This is a genomic window from candidate division Zixibacteria bacterium HGW-Zixibacteria-1 (assembly GCA_002838945.1).
GTDB lineage: Bacteria > Zixibacteria > MSB-5A5 > GN15 > PGXB01 > PGXB01.
This window is the reverse complement of record PGXB01000005.1, coordinates 42236-60657: the sequence shown is the minus strand read 5'-3', so window position 1 is coordinate 60657 and position 18422 is coordinate 42236. Positions and strand designations below refer to the sequence as shown.

Annotated in this window: 21 protein-coding genes and 1 tRNA gene; all 22 read left to right on the top strand. The window is 50.0% G+C overall.

What is annotated here, in order from left to right:
* Positions 1–7 precede the first annotated feature (7 nt).
* The 22 genes from fliQ to CVT49_03480 all read left to right on the top strand — a co-directional run bounded on the left by fliQ (position 8) and on the right by CVT49_03480 (position 17770).
* A complete protein-coding gene (fliQ, locus tag CVT49_03585) occupies positions 8–271 on the top strand; it encodes a flagellar biosynthetic protein FliQ (GenBank protein PKK84416.1) in 264 nt (87 codons plus the stop codon).
* 198 nt (positions 272–469) lie between these two features.
* Positions 470–1261 (top strand): flagellar type III secretion system protein FliR, encoded by a 792-nt coding sequence (locus CVT49_03580; protein ID PKK84415.1) that lies wholly within the window; start codon positions 470–472, stop codon positions 1259–1261.
* A gap of 4 nt (positions 1262–1265) precedes the next feature.
* Positions 1266–2336 (top strand): flagellar biosynthesis protein FlhB, encoded by a 1071-nt coding sequence (gene flhB, locus CVT49_03575; GenBank protein ID PKK84414.1) that lies wholly within the window; start codon positions 1266–1268, stop codon positions 2334–2336.
* Positions 2336–4411, top strand: coding sequence for a flagellar biosynthesis protein FlhA (gene flhA / locus CVT49_03570; GenBank protein PKK84413.1), 2076 nt, complete (start codon positions 2336–2338; stop codon positions 4409–4411). The genes flhB and flhA overlap by 1 nt, the downstream gene beginning before the upstream one ends.
* Positions 4401–5522 carry a hypothetical protein gene (locus tag CVT49_03565; protein PKK84412.1) on the top strand — a complete coding sequence of 374 codons (1122 nt, stop codon included), beginning with the start codon at positions 4401–4403 and terminating at the stop codon, positions 5520–5522. The genes flhA and CVT49_03565 overlap by 11 nt, the downstream gene beginning before the upstream one ends.
* Positions 5506–6384 carry a hypothetical protein gene (locus CVT49_03560; GenBank protein PKK84411.1) on the top strand — a complete coding sequence of 293 codons (879 nt, stop codon included), beginning with the start codon at positions 5506–5508 and terminating at the stop codon, positions 6382–6384. Before CVT49_03565 ends, CVT49_03560 begins: the two co-directional genes overlap by 17 nt.
* A 1-nt stretch (position 6385) precedes the next feature.
* The gene (locus CVT49_03555) at positions 6386–7267 is read left to right on the top strand and encodes an RNA polymerase sigma factor WhiG (GenBank protein PKK84410.1); all 882 of its coding nucleotides are present in this window, start codon (positions 6386–6388) and stop codon (positions 7265–7267) included.
* Positions 7268–7279: 12 nt separating this feature from the next.
* Complete coding sequence (locus CVT49_03550; GenBank protein ID PKK84409.1) at positions 7280–7585, top strand: hypothetical protein; 306 nt, start codon at positions 7280–7282, stop codon at positions 7583–7585.
* A gap of 13 nt (positions 7586–7598) precedes the next feature.
* Positions 7599–8036, top strand: coding sequence for a hypothetical protein (locus CVT49_03545; GenBank protein PKK84408.1), 438 nt, complete (start codon positions 7599–7601; stop codon positions 8034–8036).
* Positions 8036–9220 carry a hypothetical protein gene (locus CVT49_03540; GenBank protein PKK84407.1) on the top strand — a complete coding sequence of 395 codons (1185 nt, stop codon included), beginning with the start codon at positions 8036–8038 and terminating at the stop codon, positions 9218–9220. Before CVT49_03545 ends, CVT49_03540 begins: the two co-directional genes overlap by 1 nt.
* 8 nt (positions 9221–9228) lie before the next feature.
* Positions 9229–9978 (top strand): hypothetical protein, encoded by a 750-nt coding sequence (locus tag CVT49_03535; protein PKK84406.1) that lies wholly within the window; start codon positions 9229–9231, stop codon positions 9976–9978.
* Positions 9978–10724 carry a hypothetical protein gene (locus CVT49_03530; GenBank protein PKK84405.1) on the top strand — a complete coding sequence of 249 codons (747 nt, stop codon included), beginning with the start codon at positions 9978–9980 and terminating at the stop codon, positions 10722–10724. Before CVT49_03535 ends, CVT49_03530 begins: the two co-directional genes overlap by 1 nt.
* A 3-nt stretch (positions 10725–10727) precedes the next feature.
* The gene (locus tag CVT49_03525) at positions 10728–11252 is read left to right on the top strand and encodes a hypothetical protein (GenBank protein ID PKK84404.1); all 525 of its coding nucleotides are present in this window, start codon (positions 10728–10730) and stop codon (positions 11250–11252) included.
* Position 11253: 1 nt separating this feature from the next.
* On the top strand, positions 11254–11853 hold the full coding sequence (locus tag CVT49_03520) for a hypothetical protein (protein ID PKK84403.1): 600 nt from the start codon (positions 11254–11256) through the stop codon (positions 11851–11853).
* Positions 11843–12724 carry a hypothetical protein gene (locus CVT49_03515; protein PKK84402.1) on the top strand — a complete coding sequence of 294 codons (882 nt, stop codon included), beginning with the start codon at positions 11843–11845 and terminating at the stop codon, positions 12722–12724. Before CVT49_03520 ends, CVT49_03515 begins: the two co-directional genes overlap by 11 nt.
* Entirely contained in the window at positions 12717–14492 is a 1776-nt protein-coding gene (locus tag CVT49_03510; protein PKK84401.1) for a hypothetical protein, read from the top strand. Before CVT49_03515 ends, CVT49_03510 begins: the two co-directional genes overlap by 8 nt.
* Positions 14485–14850: a two-component system response regulator gene (locus CVT49_03505; protein PKK84400.1), complete on the top strand. Its 366-nt coding sequence runs from the start codon at positions 14485–14487 to the stop codon at positions 14848–14850. Before CVT49_03510 ends, CVT49_03505 begins: the two co-directional genes overlap by 8 nt.
* The gene (locus CVT49_03500) at positions 14837–15226 is read left to right on the top strand and encodes a hypothetical protein (GenBank protein ID PKK84399.1); all 390 of its coding nucleotides are present in this window, start codon (positions 14837–14839) and stop codon (positions 15224–15226) included. The genes CVT49_03505 and CVT49_03500 overlap by 14 nt, the downstream gene beginning before the upstream one ends.
* Before the next feature lie 26 nt (positions 15227–15252).
* Positions 15253–15693, top strand: coding sequence for a hypothetical protein (locus CVT49_03495; protein ID PKK84398.1), 441 nt, complete (start codon positions 15253–15255; stop codon positions 15691–15693).
* Positions 15687–16076 carry a response regulator gene (locus tag CVT49_03490; protein PKK84397.1) on the top strand — a complete coding sequence of 130 codons (390 nt, stop codon included), beginning with the start codon at positions 15687–15689 and terminating at the stop codon, positions 16074–16076. The genes CVT49_03495 and CVT49_03490 overlap by 7 nt, the downstream gene beginning before the upstream one ends.
* A gap of 121 nt (positions 16077–16197) precedes the next feature.
* Positions 16198–16282, top strand: a tRNA-Ser gene (locus CVT49_03485).
* A 687-nt stretch (positions 16283–16969) separates the two neighbouring features.
* On the top strand, positions 16970–17770 hold the full coding sequence (locus tag CVT49_03480) for a hypothetical protein (GenBank protein ID PKK84396.1): 801 nt from the start codon (positions 16970–16972) through the stop codon (positions 17768–17770).
* The last annotated feature ends 652 nt before the right edge of the window (positions 17771–18422 follow it).

Sequence of the window (18422 nt, the reverse complement as noted above, 5' to 3'; positions counted from 1 at the left end):
ATGAATTATGACACCGGAAATGGTTGTATCTATCGGCCGCGATGCGGTTCTGACGATGTTGCTGGTATCGGCGCCGATGCTGCTTTCGGGACTGCTAATCGGTTTAGTCATCTCGATTTTGCAGGCGATTACCCAGGTTCATGAGATGACCCTGACATTTATTCCAAAAATCGTTGTGGTGGCGGTTTCGCTGATTATCTTTTTACCCTGGATTATAAATGTCGTGACGGAGTTTACCATTCGTTTATTCGGGATAATACCCACTTTATAAGGAGGCGTCTTGAATTATTTTCCCGGTCATCGGGTAATCCTTTCCGCAGCCTGCCCAAAACAGGTCTTTTCTCTGATTTCTAAATTTATATAAGTCGTTGTAAATCAATAAAATATAATAATTTTGCGACCTTGTTACGGGTTGGCATAAAGCTTGATTAAAGTATTGACGAGTAACCCGTAATCTAGGCAGGATAAATTGTTTGACTTTCTAACATTCGGAACTGCAAAACTTCAAGTCTTCCTTCTGATACTCTTCCGCTCCGCCGGATTATTTTTGATTTCACCGATTCTGGGCCATAAATCGATCCCGGTCATGGTTCGGGCCGGTCTGGCTATCATGCTGGCTGTCATATTGATACCGCTTGTATCCATGGACCAGGTTCCGGTTATCGAATCGGTTTGGTTGCTGGCCCTTTTGGCGGCCAAGGAGATGCTGGTCGGATTTATAATCGGATTACTATTTTCGCTGTTATTTGTCGGCGTCAGGATGGCGGGCAATATAGTCGGTTACCAGATCGGGCTTATTATTGCCAACGTTCTGGATCCGGAAACCAATTCCCAGACTTCGGTCATAGGGGAATTCTGGTATGTTATGGCCGTCCTGATTTTTCTGACAATTGACGGTCATCATGCCATTCTTTCGGCCTTCTCCGACAGCTATAAACTGGTTCCGGTCGGTGTTTTCAATTTTACCGGGCCGGCCGGGGAGCAGTTGATTCGTGTCAGCGCTTATGTTTTTACGATTGCCGTCAAGCTGGCGGCTCCGGTCATGATAACTCTTTTCCTGACCGAAGTGGCGCTTGGTGTAGTGGCGCGGACGGTTCCTCAGATGAACATCTTTATTGTCGGCATTCCGGTCAAAATCGGCATCGGACTTTTTATACTGGCGGCGGCTCTGCCGGTATTCAGATACATGATTGAAAAGACGGTTTACTTCCTCGACGGGGAAGTGACCAAAATACTTTATAACATCGGGTCCGTGAGTTAAGAAGATGGCAGAAGACAGCTTTCAGGAACGAAACGAGCGAGCGACCCCACGCCGCCGCCAGAAGGCGCGCGAAGAGGGTCGAGTCGCCCGCTCACAGGAATTGAATTCGGCGGTTATTCTTTGCCTTGGCATTGTCACCCTTTATCTGGTCGGCCCGCTTATGGTCAATCAAATGAAGGATTACATGGGATATATTTTCACCGAGGCTCCGAATATCCGCACCGATTTCGATTCCCTGCAGGCGCTGCTGGCTTCCAACATCATGACTTTCTTCCTGATGATGGGACCTCTTTTGATCGTTCTGGCCCTGATCGCTTATGGTATTAACGTTCTTCAGGTCGGCATCCTCTTCACAGGAAAACCGCTGGAACCCAAGCTTGACAAGTTGAACATGACCAGCGGCATCAAGCGGTTGTTTTCGAGCCGCACCTTGTTTCAACTGGTCCGCGATGTTGCCAAGCTGATTGTGATCGGCACCGTCGGATATTTCTCAATCAAGTCGCAAATCGACAGCTTTTTCACCATGTCCGACAAGTCCATCGCCGAGTTTGCCGGAGCCATGGGCCTTATGGCGCTCAAGACCACGCTGCAGATCGGCGCCGCCATTCTTTTTCTGGCCCTGCTTGATTACGGCTACCAGAAATATGATTTCGAAAAGTCGATCAGGATGAGCAAGCAGGATCTGCGTGACGAATTCAAGGATACCGAGGGATCGCCGCAGACAAAATCACGCGTCAGGCAGATACAGCGCGAGATGTCGCGCCGCCGCATGATGCAGGAAATTCCGAAAGCCGATGTGGTCATCACCAACCCGACGCATATCGCGGTGGCCCTGAAATATGATCAGACGGAAATGGAAGCCCCGATGGTTGTCGCCAAGGGTGAACGGCTGATTGCTGAGAAGATTAAAGAAATCGCGCGGGAAGCGAATATTCCGGTTGTGGAAAACAAGCCGCTGGCCCGGGCGCTGTTCAATATGTGCGAGATCGGCTCATATGTTCCGGGCAAGCTGTACCGGGCGGTGGCCGAAGTGCTCGCTTACGTTTACCGGCTTAAGCAGGAGACGATGGTATAATGGAACTCGAAGGCAACTCATTTCTGGGCAAGCTGACCGGCCGCTCCGATATTATCCTGGCGGTGGCGGTAATCGCCATTATCGGCGTGCTGGTTATTCCGATTCCGCCGGGACTGCTCGATTTCGCCCTGGCCTTCAATATCACCTTCTCGCTGGTAATATTGCTTTCGACTCTTTACATCCGTCGGCCGCTCGACCTGTCGGTTTTCCCGGGGATGCTTTTGATCGTTACCCTGCTGAGACTGGCGCTCAATGTGGCCTCGACCCGTCTGATTCTCGGAACCGGGTATGCCGGTGAAGTGATCAATTCCTTCGGCAACTTTGTTGTCAAGGGCAACTACGTGGTCGGCTTTATCGTCTTCATGATCCTGGTCATTATTCAGTTTGTCGTGATTACCAAGGGCGCCGGAAGAATTTCCGAAGTGGCCGCCCGCTTCACTCTGGATGCCATGCCGGGCAAGCAGATGGCGATCGATGCCGATCTCAACGCCGGTTTGATAAACGAAACAGAGGCCAAAACGCGGCGTAAGGAAATCGCCGACGAGGCCGATTTTTACGGCGCGATGGACGGCGCCTCGAAATTTGTCAGGGGCGATGCCATCGCCGGCATTTTGATCACGATGATCAATGTTGTCGGCGGATTCGTCATCGGCATCCTGATGCAGGGCCATTCGGTTTCCGAGGCACTGCGGATGTACACGCTGCTTTCGGTCGGTGACGGACTGGTGACACAGATCCCGGCTCTGATAGTCTCGACTTCAGCCGGTATAATTGTCACCCGCACCGCCTCGACCTCGAATATGGGCACCGATCTTGCCAAACAACTGACCGGCCAGCCGCGTGCGATCATGATTGCCTCGGTGATGCTGATACTGTTCGGTATCGTTCCCGGAATGCCGACCATTCCCTTCATCGTGCTGGGTGCCGGGGTGGGCGCGGTCGGCTATATGACCAGTGAAAGCATGAAGAAGAAAAAACTTGAAGAGCAACGGACCATATTGCAGGCGTCCCAGGTGGAGCAGCCGGAGCGGACCGAGGATCTTCTCAAAGTCGATGCCCTCGAAGTGGAAATAGGCTACGGTTTGATTCCGCTGGTCGATACCAACCAGGGCGGTGATCTCTTGGAGCGGGTGTCGTCGATCAGGCGGCAACTGGCCATAGAAATGGGAATTATTGTCCCGCCGATTCGGATCAGGGACAATGTCCAGCTCAACCCCAATCAATATCGTGTCAAAGTTAAAGGCATTGAAGCGGCCAAATATGAGCTGATGCTGGATCATATCATGGCCATCAATCCCGGTTTCGTCAGGGATGAGCTGGACGGTTTCAGGACCACCGAGCCGGCGTTCGGCATGTCGGCGGTCTGGGTCATTCCCAATTTCAGGGAGACGGCCGAATCACGCGGGTACACCATTGTCGAGCCATCGGCGGTTCTGGCCACGCATCTTACCGAAATCATCAAGATCAGCGCCCCCGATCTGCTCTCGCGCCAGGATGTCAGCCATTTGATGGAAACGCTGAAGGAAGACAATCCCTCGCTGGTGAGTGAGATCATACCCAATGTGGTCCCGCTGTCGGTGGTGCAGAAAGTACTTCAGACGCTCCTGTCCGAACGGATACCGATTCGCGATATGGCGACCATCATGGAAACCATAACCGACATATATCCCGGGACGAAAGAAACCGATGTTCTCGCGGAATATGTGCGGATGAGCATGAAGCGCCAGATCACCGAAATGTACAAAGACAAAGACAATAAAATATATGTATTCACTATTGACCCATCGGTCGAACAGATGCTGACCGATTCGGTGCAACATACCAAGCAGGGATTGATGCTGGTGACACCGCCGGCCGAGACGGAGAAGTTGATAAAGGCCATCGGCAAGCAGATGGGCAATACCGAGGCCCAGGGGCGGACCCCGATTTGTCTCAGCTCGCCGAATATCCGGCTGGCCCTCAAGAGGCTGGCCGAGGCGACCTACCCGTCGCTGGTGATCCTCTCATACAATGAGATCAGCAATAATGTCGAGGTTATCTCGAACGGAATAGTAGGGTTTGGAAATGATAATTAAGTCATTCAGCGCGCCGACCGTTGCCTCGGCGCTCAAGAAGATAAGAGAAGAACTTGGCGGTGAGGCCGTGGTTCTCAAGACCCGGGCCTGCCCGGAAACAGAGACCCCTCTTACCGGGCAGAAGTTCGAGGTTACGGCATGTATCGATGAAGGCGCTTTCTCGCAGTACAAATCATCGAGAAAAAGTAAATCCGTGACCGCTGATGTATCCGGCAAAGCGAACCGGAAAAGAGTCGAGGTTATGCCGGTGACCGAAACCGCGCCAATGAATCTGGCCGGTCTCGAAAAAACATTCAACGGTATTCTCTCGGCTCATCGCTCGCCGGACCTGTTTACGGCTCTTCCGAAAGAAGTCAAACCGATTTTCTTCAATCTGCTCGATTCCGATGTCCCGATCGAGATCGCCCATCGCATCGCGCAGAGAGTTTTCGAAAGTAACGGCGTTTCCGGAAACATCGAACAAACCGCAATGGCGCTGCTGCATGATGAAATCAAGCGGCTTTCCGGGGCGGCGGTATCGGTGGAGCGCGGGATGAAGATCGCTTTTGTCGGGCCGAGCGGAGTCGGCAAGACATCCGTTATGGGCAAGACGGCGGCACAGCTTTGCACCAAGTTCGGTCAGAAAGTCAAGCTGCTGTCGCTGGATCAGATGAAGATTGCGGCGTACGAAGAGATCGGCGCCTATGCCGATCTACTCGATCTTCAGGCCGGTCTTTGCCGCCAGTTGAAAGCGGGAGTCGACGAGGATTCGATCTGCCTGATCGATACCCCCGCAGTCGGCTGTTCGGAACGGCGGCAGGAAAAACTCCGGGATGAGCTTGTCTCGATAGCTCCCGATATTGTCTTCTTCATCTTTTCGGTCTGCAGCCGCTCGAATGATCTGATCGATGCCGTCACCATGTTTGAAAAATTTAAACCCAATTACCTGGTCGCGACTCATCTGGATGAGACCGATCGGTGGGGGGGAATTCCAGCCATGGCCGAATATCTCGATGTTCCGATGGCCTTTACTACCGACAGCCCCGGCGGAATCGGGGAACTGCATGTTCCCGACGCCGCAGCGATTGCCCGTCGTCTTCTGAAACTGGAGGTCCATGCATATGCCGACTAATCGTCTTCATACATACGGTGTGACCGGCGACGGCCGGGTCGAGGGTCCGAAGATTATCTCCCTGATTTCCGGCAAGGGCGGCGTGGGGAAATCGGTTCTGGCTTTCAACATCGGCGCGGTTCTGGCGCACCAGGGCGGAAGGACATTGATTCTGGACTGTGATTATCATTTCGGAAACATTCATATCCTGGGCAATGTCGTTCCGGAAATGACGCTGGCCGATGTGATCGAGAACAGTGCCCTGTTCTCTGAATCCCTGATGCCGATTTATAACAATCTCGATTTGATTGCCTCACCATCGGGAACCGGCCGTTACCACGATTTCAACAGCCTCAGGTTCCGTCGTTTCCTCGAACAGCTCAAGGGACTTGCCGCCGGTTACGATTACATCATACTGGATACGATCTCGGGCCATCTTGAGTTAATCAGGCAGGCGGCCGAATATTCGAACATTAATCTTGTCGTTCTCAACCCGGAACTGACCTCGATTGCCGATGCTTACGGTCTGTTCAAGTTCCTGGTTAAGTCGAAAAATGATTTTTCGGCACACATTTTTCTTAACAATATAGAGAGCGAATCGGATTATGAATATGTATATCAAAAATTCACGGTTTTGGCCGGGAAGTTTCTCGGCCGGGTACCTCTTAATGCCGGCTATCTCTTTAACGACCGGCATGTTATCGAATCGGTGTCAAAACAGCGTCCGCTCGTTGAATTATTTCCCGATTCGCCGGCTGTCAGTCAGCTGAGCAGCCTGTGCAAAATTCTTACAGCAAAAAGCGAATTCAGGGGCAACGATAATACTGTCAGAGGTGAAGATAACATTAATTCATTAAAGGCACTAGCCGATATAAAGGAATAGCATGCAAATGACCAGCACGCAAAAAGTTCGTTCTAAACGAGAATCAAAAAAGGAGACTAAAACGACACGCGTTTCAGTCTTCGCAGTCGAAGATAGTTCTCGTAACGCGAGAAAGCAGATGGATGACAACCTGGAATGGCTGCGCTACTTCAGACATGGAAGTCAGGAAGTACGCGCGCGGCTACTTAAGAGATATCTGCCGTTGGTCCGCAATGTTGCCGGACGCATGGCGATTGGTTTTCCGAGATCAGTGGAACTGACCGATCTCGTCAACACCGGTGTCATCGGTCTGGTTGAGGCTTTCAAAAATTTCGATCCGGCGCGCGGTGTCAAATTCGAGACGTACGCCGTGCCGCGAATACGCGGCGCCATCCTTGATGAATTGAGAGCGCTCGACTGGGTTCCGCGTTCGACCCGGGCCAAATCGCGCGAGATCGAAAGAGCCATAATTAAACTCGAAAACGACAACGGCTGTCCTCCGACCGAGGCTGAACTGGCCAAAATGCTGGGTTACAGCACTCATGAACTGCAAATGGCGATCAGCGATGTCAGTTGTGCCACACTGCTGTCACTGGATGAGGCCATTTACAAGGAAGAGGACAACCATCAGGTGCCGCGCATTGAAACGATTTCCCAGCCGGAAGACAAAAATGCGCTTGGCGATCTTGAAAAAGGCGAACTCCGGGCGTTTCTGGCGATTGCCATCGACCGCCTGACCGACCAGGAGAAGCTTGTGATAGCTCTTTATTATTTCGAAGAACTGACGCTTAAGGAGATCGGCGAAGTGATGTCGATATCCGAGTCGCGGGTATCGCAGATACATACCAAAGCGGTCCTTAAGCTCAGGGGAATGATCAAGGAGCGTTTTGCAATGAGTGGTTAGGAGGGTGCTCGCATGGATCGGTCGATGGAAATTGCAGATGTTTTGTCGAAAACCGAAATAGTCGCAAAACTTAAACAAATGCAGAAAGCCAGCCCCGAGATGGAACAGCGCCAGGCGGCTTCAATCCTCAAGGAAAAGACCACCGCCGATCCGAAGAGAACCAAGGAATCGGAGAAAAGCGACCTCGTGATTATAACCAAAGAGAAGGAAGCGGGCGAGGAAAAGAAGAAATTTAAGAAGGATGAAGATAAAAATAACGGCGATGATCAGGAGACGCGGGAAGATGCCCCGCCGGAACATCTTGATCTTAAGGCCTGATGGAGAATAAACAATGGAAATAGGATTTTCAAACGAGCAATTAATAGATGTCGGTCTTAATGCGGCCGGGTTTCTCATCGCCGGGATGCTGTTAATGCTGATCCGGTCGTTCTTCTCCGGGAAAACGCCCAGGCCAAAACCGGCGGTTGCGGCCGATATCCAAACGGCCGCCGCACGGGCACCGGAACCGGAAACAAAGAAAGCCGAGCCGGTCGGTCCGGAGTTTGTCAGTTTTTCAAACATGGCCGGGTCGTCATCACATAAAAATAATGCCACCGACGGCAAGCATGATTTAAAAATAAGAAACAGACAGGAAATCATCCGAATGGCGAAGAAGGTGCTGTCCGGCGATGGAGGCTCCGGCTCGACCGAGTCTCTTCCTATTACGGACGGAGAGCTGGCGATGATAAAACAGCGTCTAAATTTGCAGGGAGCAGGGAGGAATAAATAATGACAACGGAATCACCTTTTTTTCTGACAAAGGTCGAATGCCCGATTTGCAAGACTATAAACGAGTATGAGACAATAAAGGTCGGTGCGTACAGTGAAACCGATCGGGACACCGATTTCTGTCCGACGAACCGAACCTGGCGCAATCCGCGCTACCAAGCATATAATCCGCTTCTTTTCTTTGTGGCCACCTGCTCCAACTGTTTCTATACGCGCGAATTCAATAACCGCTTCAAAGACTGGAAAAATGACGCCTATTTCAAAACGTATCGTTTAAAAACGGTTAAAGAGCGTCATCTTGAGATGCTGGCCGGGGCCGACTCGGTTATCAAGGCCGTCGGGTCCGAGCTTGATATCGACCGGTTTCCCAATGAAACCGCCGTATTGAAACTGTTGCTGGCCGTCATCGATGAAAAAATTTCGGATACCGATAATAACCTCGACCTGGCCCGGTACTATCTTCGCATCGGCTGGATTTTCCGCGAAATGGAGCACGGCGAAAATCCCAATGTCGCCACCATGAAGGGGTACCTCAGCGATGTCGACGGCAAACTCGAGGGGCTCAAAAAGGGTCTCTTTGAACTGGAAGGACGGCTGAATGACATTTCGGCATCGGTAGCTTCGCAGTTCGATGACAGCAGCATACCGGCGGCGATTCAATCCTCGCTTTATCCCATACGGGATCGCTACAATATCGAGCTGGCATCATTCAAAGAGGTTCTCTCGATTCTCGAAGGAAAAAGTGAAAGCCTGGGCCAGATTGTCGCCGAGCATCGCAAACTGGCTCTGGGAACGACCGAAGACGGTGCGACACCGGGTTTCCACAGTCACAGATCGTTCTATGATTTTCTGAGCCGGATGGCGGCGGGTTATGAAGGAATACCCCTCAATGAACGCGACGCGCTCAAATTATCGGTTCAACATTACAAGAAAGCATTTCAGGACGGACGCAATATTGCCAAGGGCAATCAGCAGATACAGGCGTCATATCTGATTGCCGAACTTTCCCGCCGAATCGGGGAAAACCAGAATGCCAAGGAATATTTCAACACCACCATCCGAACCGGACAGGAATTTATCTACAAACATAAGGGTGATCCGGGAAGGACGGCACTGGCCAGAAAAATACTCGAACTGGCTCTAGAGCAGGGAAGAGCCAACCTGGCGGAAGTAAAAGCAGGGTAAGATCGTCAATGTTAAACAGCACTGCCACCGGCAAAAGAAAGCCGCTCGATCTCTGGGACAAAATCGAGATTGTTATCGAGCGCGACGGGCAAAGGGGCCTTTACATCACTCGCGTCGAGGACATCGGCCCGAATGTGATCGTGGCCTCGAAGCCGGAATATGTCGATGGCAGCCGTTTACTGACCGATAATGCGATGGTGCATGTGCAGTTCCGCAAACCGGATGCCATGTACCGCTACCCGGCCCGGATCAAATCAAGAGACGGCAAGCCTGGTGAATCGGTGGAACTGCATATCCTGGGGCGGATGGAGCGCGTGCAGAGGCGCAACTTCGTTCGAATCGATATGAAAATCGGCCTGAAATTCAGTCTCATAAAAAGCTCCGACAGGAAAAATAATGTACTGGAACTCTGCTGGCGGGATTCTTTTTCCAAAAATGTTTCGGCGGGCGGGATGCTGATGAATGTCGGCGAGGGGGTCGAAAAGGGCGATATCCTGATGGTCAGGATCGGCAATAATAATATCACGGGGCTGCCGCGTCTGTTGACGGTTCTATGCTGCCGCATCGTTTCTATCAATGAAAATCGTTTTGCGGGTGTGGAATTTATCAAGGATGAAAACCTGGCCCTCTATTTCACTCCCGGCGAAATATCATCGCTGCCGAAACAAATAAGACAATTTGACAGCCGCGTTCAGAACAGAGTGGTCCGGTTCATTTTTGAACAGCAGGTCAAAGAACGCCAGAAAGGATTGATCTGATGAGTCCCGAAAGAGCCGTCATAGCCGGCACAGAAATAGATTCCTCGGAATTGGTCGGATGTCAGGTGAAAATGAAGACCGATCAGTTTCCCGGAAAGGTCCTTACCACCCGTATCGTCGGAGTCAGCGGCGGGAAATTGTTGATGGATCGTTCGGGTTCATCCGGCCTGGTCGCCGACCTGATTCATAATCAAAATGTCGAGGTGCACCTGTCATATAAGGGCGAGCCGGTTGTTTTCTGTTCCAAGATCGCGGTGCCTCACAAAGGCAAACTTCAAATACCGCTGGCCGATACCATCTTTCCCATAATCAATCGTGCCTATCAGCGAATCGATATTGAAATGGAAGTCAGGCTGGCCTGTTTTGACTCGGCGAATATCGCCATGGTCAGGCTCAATCGTCTGCGGTGGATGAGGACCAGAACGCTTAATCTCAGTGCCGGCGGCTTGCTGGTGGAACTTCCACTCAATCTGTCGGATGATTACTATATGATAGTCAATCTCGGTTTGCCCGAGGTTACCATCCCCGATCTGATAGTCGGCCGCATCCGGCACTGTCGGCCCGGGCGGGATAACTATTTCAATGCCGGGGCTGAATTCGTGATCCGGGAATATTGCCACGATACCGTGCCGAGAAGTCTGATACGAAATCTCCCCGAAAAACTTTTCGACTTCGATAAAAAATCAAGAGATGATCTGGATAAATTTTTGACAGAAAAATATGGAAATATCTTATTGCAGGAGTAAAGGATGATGAGTAAAGAGAAGACCAGAAATAGTACCGGGACGGGACACAATCGGAATACGATTTCGATTAAGGCTCCTTTCAAAATCGAAAAGGACGAGAAAAGGCGCTTTATCCGACTCGAAATAACCGACCCGCTAAGTTATTCGGTGATGAAGGATCGTACCAACAGCTTTTGGCCGCAGGGAGACGGCCCGGCTTACACCGGCTCCATTCTGAATGTATCGGCCGGCGGCGTTCTCATTCTCAGCGAAGCCCCCCTTGAGGAGGGGACGCTGGTTGTCGTAAAAATGATGCTGCAGGGAATCGAAGTCATCAGCAACGTCATCGGCCTTGTCAAGCGGGCCGAATCGGATGAAAACGAATGGCTGATAGGCATCGAATTTATCACTCGTGAGAAGCTGACCGATTATCTCAGTACGGCGGAGTACGAGCTGATTCCGCAAGACTACACTTCATTCGATGAACACCTTCGCAATATCCTCAATAAATACATATATACCCGGAAGGTTACGAAAGAGGAAAAATAAAATGTCCTACAGGAGTGTTCTTGTCATAGTCATATTGGCGGTGATGTTTTTGTTCCCCGGCCTCGCGTCGGCTCAGAACGACATCATAGTCAGCCTGAAGTCGCCAGCATGCCCCTGGTCGGATAATGAGCTGGAAGAAAAGGTTGATATGTTGCTGACGTCGATGAATCGCGCGACGATCATACGTCGGACCCTCCCGACTTCGACTTCAGCCATGAGTTTCGAAGATATGGTGCTGTGGGGTCAGCAGCAGGGGGGGCGGTATCTGGTGGATGTGACCATCGACCGCATCGATCTCGAACAGCGCAAGGTCACCCTGATACCATGGGTTATTTTCCGCTATCGTGTCTATGCAGTAATGGAGGGAACGCTGCGAATCATCGATCTGAAAAAGGGCCGTTTGATCGACCTGAAACATATCGAATGCGATGTTAAGGCCTCCGACAAATGGCAGATCGTCGATGACGATAAAACGGATGCCGACCTGATGGTTCCGGCCGATGAAAAGCCGCTTTTATTCGACGAATTGGAGGAGAGGGCCGCGGCCTGGCTCTACCAAGAGATAAAAAAATTAACTCGAGGAAATCACCTTGACGGCTAATGGGAATAAAGCAGAAGAGCCGGTCAGTCGTTTCTGGACGAAAATCAACCTTATGGCGGAAATTACCGCCGTGTTCAGAAATTCCATGCCGGACAACCAGACATATAAAAGGGCCCTGGAATCGATTCAAAGGGTGGTTCCTTTTGAATCATCGGTCCTGTACCTGTACAATCCCGACAACGCGCAACTGATTGAGGTCACTGCTTTCGGGGGTGAGATAGATTTGTCCAATGCGGTCAGCCAGACCGGGGAATCCGATTATCTGAAATGGCTGATTTCGCTGCAAAAGCCGACCCTGATTTCCTGCAGTCTGGAGAAGGATCAGCATGCCAAGACGAACGACAATGCTCTTCTGATAATACCTCTCATAGTGGAGAACCGGTTGATCGGTATTGCCCTGTTTTATGACGGCGTCGAAAATTCATTCAGGGATAAAGATGTAAAACTACTCACCATCATCGGGGACCAGATAGCTTCCTTCATCGAACGTTCCCGGGCTCACCGTGAGCTTGAGGAAAAAAATCGGGAATTGGAAGAGGCGCAGCAGCGTCTCAAACATGCCCAGGAAGAAATTGTCGGAGCCGAAAAGCTCAAGTCGGTCAGGGAACTGGCGGCATCGATCAATCATGAAATAAATAATCCGTTGTCGGTTATTACCGGAAATGCCGAATACCTTCTCTACATAAATAAAAATCTCGAAAAGGGCGTTTATGACCGGCTGAAAATTATCTACAACGAGGCTATCAGAATCGCCGATATAAATCGCCGCCTGCTGGAAATACAGGATCTCGTTACGCAGTCATATCTTGATGACGACGACCTGAGCATGCTTAATCTGGAAAAATCATCTATGGGAGAAAGACATGGTTGAAGTGGCAGATGCCCTTTCGGCGCAAATCGGGGAGACATCCCTGAGGAGTTCCTTCGACAATCATCCCCTGGGGATTTTTGTCGTCGATAACGGGGGGCGGATAAAATATCTTAATGATGAGGCGGCCCGGATTATCGGGGTCGATTCTATCAAGGATACGACCGGCCAATCGTTATATGATGTCGATGCAATCATGAATTGTGGTATGGACAGGGCCTTTCAATCGGTCATATCAGGCCGGACATTTCATCTATATGATCATCGCTGCAGCAACTGCCACGGCCACTATGCGGTTCTTAATGTTTTCTGCAGTCCTTATCGAAAGGAAAACGGCGAGATATCGGGGATTCTCGGAATACTGCAGGATGTTACCGACACCTTCAAGCGCAAATCCGAACTGGAAGAAGCCATCTATGAACTGTCGATCATGGGCCAGGTATCCGAAGCCTTATCATCGGCGGTGGCCCATGCTGAGATTCTGCAAATGATATTGACCGCCGTAACCGCCAACCAGGGACTTGGTTTTAACCGGGCCTTTCTCTTTTTGCTGGATCAGAAGGAAGGCAAACTCAAGGCGGAAATGGCCATCGGTCCGGGGAGTCCGCAGGAGGCCGGAGAGATATGGAGCCGGCTGGCCAGCCAGCAGAAAACGCTGATTGAGTTGCTTAACGATTATCGCGAACGTGAAAATAGTTCGATTAATTCACTGGGGGCAATGATTAACGGCTGGGAAATAACTTTGAACGATACCTGCGCCTTCAGCCGGGCGGTCAATGAGGGAATAGGCATCAATGTATTTTTCGGTGCCAATATCGATGCCGGCACCATGAAAATTCTGGAGAAACTCAATACCCAAAATCTGGCGGTGGCTCCGATAATCAGTAACGGGCGAAGGCTGGGTCTGATAGCCGCCGACAACCAGATCACCGGGAAAGTCATTCGCGATGCCGATGTCCAGCTTCTGCAGACCTTTGCCAATCATACCGCCGTGGCCATGGAGCGCTCGCAATTGCATGAAGATCTGGTCGAGCATGCCGCTTGTCTCGAAGAAAAAAATCGGCAGATAGCGGAATCGCAGGATCAAATTATACGCATTGAAAAAATGTCGGTCATCGGCGAGCTGACTTCATCGATCGCCCATGAACTGCGCAACCCCCTGACGGTAATCGGCGGTTTTGCCAACCTGATGCTGTCATCGGACGGGCGCGACGGCAACAGCGAATATCTGAATATTATTCTTTCGGAAGCCCGGCGGGCGGAATCGGTTCTGAATCAGGTTCTCGATTTTTCGCGGGCCAGCCGCACAAAAACGAGGGCAATAGACTTCAATCACCTTACCAGGCAGACTTATGAACTGTTTCTGTCAAGGCTGAAGCATAATGTCAAACCCCCGAAAATCCAGGTTTCGGATGCAACTATGGAAGTCTGGGGTAATCCGGATCAGCTGCAGCATGCCCTGTTCCAGTTCATGAATCTCACTATCGAGGAACTGACCGGTGAATGCAAAGTCTGTTTTTCGACCGCAAAAGATGATGGATTGGTGCGTTTTGTCATCGGTTTTCAGGGGAGCGAGGCGGCCCTCGCCAAAGTCAAAAAAACCCTTCAGCAAATATTCGGTTCCTCCACGGGAACGCAAAGACTGTCAATTATTGTGGCCGGGGAGACGATAAAATATCATGGGGGCGGTTTCGGCCTGGCCGGCGGCGAAAAGACACCGCCGGAAATATATATTGAACTGCCCGAGTATAGGGGAGAAAATAATGCCTGATATCCTTATTGTTGATGATGAAAATCATGTGAGAAAGCTGTATGCAGCGTTCCTGTCTCGTGAAGGTTACAATATCGATACGGCGGCCGGAGGCGAGGAGGCACTGACATTGCTGAGACAGAAAAAAGTCGATCTGGTAGTTCTCGATATAGAATTGGAAGATGTCAGCGGCCTGGAATTACTCAAACAAATCAGGACGGAGCATCCCGAAATCTTTATAGTCCTTAACAGCGCCTATGCCGTGTATAAGTCCGATTTCCATACCTGGCTGGCGGACGGATATATCGTCAAATCGACCGACATAAAGCCATTGAAAGATAAAATCGAATCATTGCTGGTGACGCATGAAAAAAAATAACAACATACCCGATCAGGGTCTCGAGGACTGGGTCTCGCAGATCGATCATCTGGCCGATGAAGTCAAAATGCTGGCTCTCAATCTGGCCATTAATCTGGCCAAGTCAAAGCAGCAGATCAAGGAACTGTCCTTCATGGAACCGGAATTTACCAAATTGGTTAATGGTTCCGTGGAGGTGGTCAAAGAAATAACCGGTATCATGAAGGCGTTTAAGAATGAGGACAGGCTGGTTTTTTCGCCTCAAAAAGACAGCCGGAGCCTGGATCGTATCGAGACCACACTCAACGAGATTCATTCCCTGAGTCGAAAGGTCTTATATACGATTTCGGAAATAAAAAAGAGTAAAAGTCAGTTGAACAATTACAAGAAGATTTAGGCAGTCAACAGACAACATTTTGATATATGACGGGAAATATTATGGATATCGCAAAGATTGAAAATCTGGCGCGTCGCCAGGGAAGAGCCTTCAGGGTTCTGATTGTCGACGATGAACCGCGGGTCAGGGACATTTTTAAGCAGTTCTGCGAAATAACCGGTTCGGTGGAAGTATCGATGGCCGAGAACGGCGCCGAGGCGCTGAAGATGGTCCAGGAATCGGATTATGATCTGGTTACCATGGATCTTATCATGCCGGAAATGTCCGGAGTTGAGGCGGTCTCGAAAATCAAGGAACTGAAACCTTATCTGCCCGTAATCGTCATTACCGGCAATGCCACCGAGAGTCTGGTTCGTCAGGCCGGGGTGCAGGGCGCCAACAAGCTCATGTATAAGCCGGTCTTGATGGAAAACTTCGTCGATGAAGTCATGATGACATTCGAGAAAGCGGTTTCATCCAGATGCTGATGAAGGAAGCGGTCGAAATCCTTGTCATCGACGACGAACCGGAGGCTGTGCGGACCATCGTGGAGATGCTCCATATGGCCGGATTTGCGGCCTCATCGGTCTCCGGCGGCGTTGCGGCCCTGGAATATCTTCGGGAGCATCAGGTCGATCTGCTGATATGTGATGTGATTATGCCGGGGATGGATGGATTTGCCGTATTGAAGGCGGTCAAGAAGGAATACCCTGAAATTCGGGTGGTGCTTATCACCGGCAGCGGCGATGCCGATTCCGTCAGAAAAGCCTTTCTGCTGGGAGCCGATGAATTTATCACCAAGCCGTTTGATGCCCAGGATTTGAGCCTTGTGATCGAGCGGGTCTGCTGGCATCTGGCCGCCGAAGGCTGATATCGCCTGCCGGAATCACAAAAATCTCTGCCGGTTCCTGACCTGGGCCGGTATTTCTTTTACAGAAATAGCTTGAAATTCTTCCAATTTCTGATATATTGGAACTTCTGCGAATTGCAACGGAGAGGTGCCGGAGTGGTCGAACGGGGCTGCCTGCTAAGCAGTTATACCGCAAGGTATCCAGGGTTCGAATCCCTGCCTCTCCGCATACAATAGTATGTTTTGGCCTGTCGGTCTGCCTTAGCGGTCAGTTTCCCGTGATTAATCAAAGTTCTATAGATGTCCCATGGCGCAACAGCGCCTTTTGGCCTGTCGGTCTGCCATAGCGGTCAGTTTCCCAAAGTAATCAGAGTTCTATAGATGTCCCCTTGTGCCCGCCAGAATTCATCTGGTCTTGGCCTTCGGTCTGCCATAGCAGTCATTTTGCCAAGGTAATCGAAGTTCTATAGATGTCCCATGGCGCAACAGCGCCATTTTGGCCTTCGGTCTGCCATAGCGATCATTTTCCCAGAGTAATCGAAATTCCATAGATGTTCCCTGCAACCCGATTTTCTTATGCCCAAAATCCCCATCCATTTAATTTAATAAATTTATTGTCGTATTAGCGACCTTAGTTTATATTCTGGCTGTCGGAAAATATATTTAGTGAATCGTAGATTTTGAATCGGCAGGAGTCCGGAGACTCCTTCCCTGCGATAACTCTCTGGCTGGCATAGCAATCATTTTCCCTTAGTAATCGAAGTTTTATAGATGTCTTATTTGTCCAATATATAGCTAAATGCCGATTGGCATGTTAATCCGGGCGCAGTTGCGTCATACTCGAAGATATCTTCGTTGACAATTTTGAATAAGCATGATACTTTTGGGAAATCAAACATTATCGATTCGCAGCCATGAAAGGTATCAAGAAACACACGCATGAAGATCGCGAAAAGGCGATCCTCGAGATGGTGCCGCTGATCAGGAAAAAATTCGGGGATAATCTGGTGCCGCTGGCCGTCTGCTGTTCATTTGCGCGCAATGAGGATGCCGATTACTCGGACCTGGAATTAACCGCTTTTGTCAAGACGATGCCCGAGGGCGAGCCGCAGGATGGCTTTGCCAAGATATTCGATGGCATGCTGGTCGAGCTTACCTGGATGACCAGGGAAACCTATCTGAAAACGACGCTCGATGTCAACGAGGACTGGTATCTCTCCGGCTCGGACAGAATGTTGCCGCTCATCAATGATGAATTTATCGCCGAACTGAATGCCTACCGGCCGCCGGATTTGAAACAAAAATGTCTGGACCGGGCCGTGGGCTGTTTTGCGGAGTATCAGGAAACGGTATCGAAAGTTCTCAATGCGGTCAACCAGGAAAACTGTGAGGGAATACCGGTGCTGTTTTTCGAAATGATCATGCAAACGCTCAAATTGCTCTCATTTCTGAATCAAAAGCCGTATGTCACGGCATCGCGAATGATTTCCCAGGCAAGGGAGTTTCAAACTAAGCCGAAAAGTATTGAGAGGTTGTTTGATCTAGCCGTTAATGGTCGGTATCAGGATCTCACCGCCCTGCAGAATATCACCATCGCCGTTTTTGAGGAGTTTGAGATAATTTTCGAAAGCCTGGGCCTGGTCCTGTATGATGACAATATTGACCCGAACAAGCCGGTCCATAAAATGCGCCGGATGCAGAAATCTGATGAATAGAGAGTTAATTGTAAAAACGCTTAAACAAGTAATTATAATAACAGGGCAGGATCGAACCCGACCCGCTAAAACCAGAATAGAATTGCGGCCGACTTCTATTTTATCAGCCTTAATTCATTATTTAGTACTTTGCCGAGTATCTTTACGAAATTGACCGGACTAAGCTTCTGAAGGCTGAAAATGTGCCAGTGTGTTTTTCCATAGTCCTGCTCGGCATACTCTTTGTTGTCCGCCATGCGATATTAATCCTGAAGTATTTAAAAGCAGTAAATTTTGTGGCGAGACCACGGTAGCCCGCTTTCACTTATATATAAATATTACGCTTAATTTAATCAACCTTTAGCAAAAGTCAATTCTCTTTTAACTGAAAATTATAGACTTAATCAGGATAATTTTGACTGCAGAATAAATCGGGATTGCAACGATGGTCAGGGCAGGCGGTGGGGGGTAGTCGGGTGCTTCTCGTAATTTTCCGGGAAATAAGTATTCAGTTCAATTTGTGCCTGTGGACATAATAGCATGTGGGGCAACGGATTGTGTGAGCGAGCGATACTATGGTTACAGGCCGAACTTATCTGAAACTTTCAGGAGAATAACTTCGCCCACGGTTCTGAAATCATCTTCAGCATCCCAAAAATCCGATATTTTATGT

Excerpts from the sequence above, each read along its gene's own strand:
- fliQ (PKK84416.1), top strand. The coding sequence starts at position 8 with ATGACACCGGAAATGGTTGTATCTATCGGCCGCGATGCGGTTCTGACG.
- flhB (PKK84414.1), top strand. The coding sequence starts at position 1,266 with ATGGCAGAAGACAGCTTTCAGGAACGAAACGAGCGAGCGACCCCACGC.
- flhA (PKK84413.1), top strand. The coding sequence starts at position 2,336 with ATGGAACTCGAAGGCAACTCATTTCTGGGCAAGCTGACCGGCCGCTCC.
- CVT49_03565 (PKK84412.1), top strand. The coding sequence starts at position 4,401 with ATGATAATTAAGTCATTCAGCGCGCCGACCGTTGCCTCGGCGCTCAAG.
- CVT49_03560 (PKK84411.1), top strand. The coding sequence starts at position 5,506 with ATGCATATGCCGACTAATCGTCTTCATACATACGGTGTGACCGGCGAC.
- CVT49_03555 (PKK84410.1), top strand. The coding sequence starts at position 6,386 with ATGCAAATGACCAGCACGCAAAAAGTTCGTTCTAAACGAGAATCAAAA.
- CVT49_03550 (PKK84409.1), top strand. The coding sequence starts at position 7,280 with ATGGATCGGTCGATGGAAATTGCAGATGTTTTGTCGAAAACCGAAATA.
- CVT49_03545 (PKK84408.1), top strand. The coding sequence starts at position 7,599 with ATGGAAATAGGATTTTCAAACGAGCAATTAATAGATGTCGGTCTTAAT.
- CVT49_03540 (PKK84407.1), top strand. The coding sequence starts at position 8,036 with ATGACAACGGAATCACCTTTTTTTCTGACAAAGGTCGAATGCCCGATT.
- CVT49_03535 (PKK84406.1), top strand. The coding sequence starts at position 9,229 with ATGTTAAACAGCACTGCCACCGGCAAAAGAAAGCCGCTCGATCTCTGG.
- CVT49_03530 (PKK84405.1), top strand. The coding sequence starts at position 9,978 with ATGAGTCCCGAAAGAGCCGTCATAGCCGGCACAGAAATAGATTCCTCG.
- CVT49_03525 (PKK84404.1), top strand. The coding sequence starts at position 10,728 with ATGATGAGTAAAGAGAAGACCAGAAATAGTACCGGGACGGGACACAAT.
- CVT49_03520 (PKK84403.1), top strand. The coding sequence starts at position 11,254 with ATGTCCTACAGGAGTGTTCTTGTCATAGTCATATTGGCGGTGATGTTT.
- CVT49_03510 (PKK84401.1), top strand. The coding sequence starts at position 12,717 with ATGGTTGAAGTGGCAGATGCCCTTTCGGCGCAAATCGGGGAGACATCC.
- CVT49_03505 (PKK84400.1), top strand. The coding sequence starts at position 14,485 with ATGCCTGATATCCTTATTGTTGATGATGAAAATCATGTGAGAAAGCTG.
- CVT49_03500 (PKK84399.1), top strand. The coding sequence starts at position 14,837 with ATGAAAAAAAATAACAACATACCCGATCAGGGTCTCGAGGACTGGGTC.
- CVT49_03495 (PKK84398.1), top strand. The coding sequence starts at position 15,253 with ATGACGGGAAATATTATGGATATCGCAAAGATTGAAAATCTGGCGCGT.
- CVT49_03490 (PKK84397.1), top strand. The coding sequence starts at position 15,687 with ATGCTGATGAAGGAAGCGGTCGAAATCCTTGTCATCGACGACGAACCG.
- CVT49_03480 (PKK84396.1), top strand. The coding sequence starts at position 16,970 with ATGAAAGGTATCAAGAAACACACGCATGAAGATCGCGAAAAGGCGATC.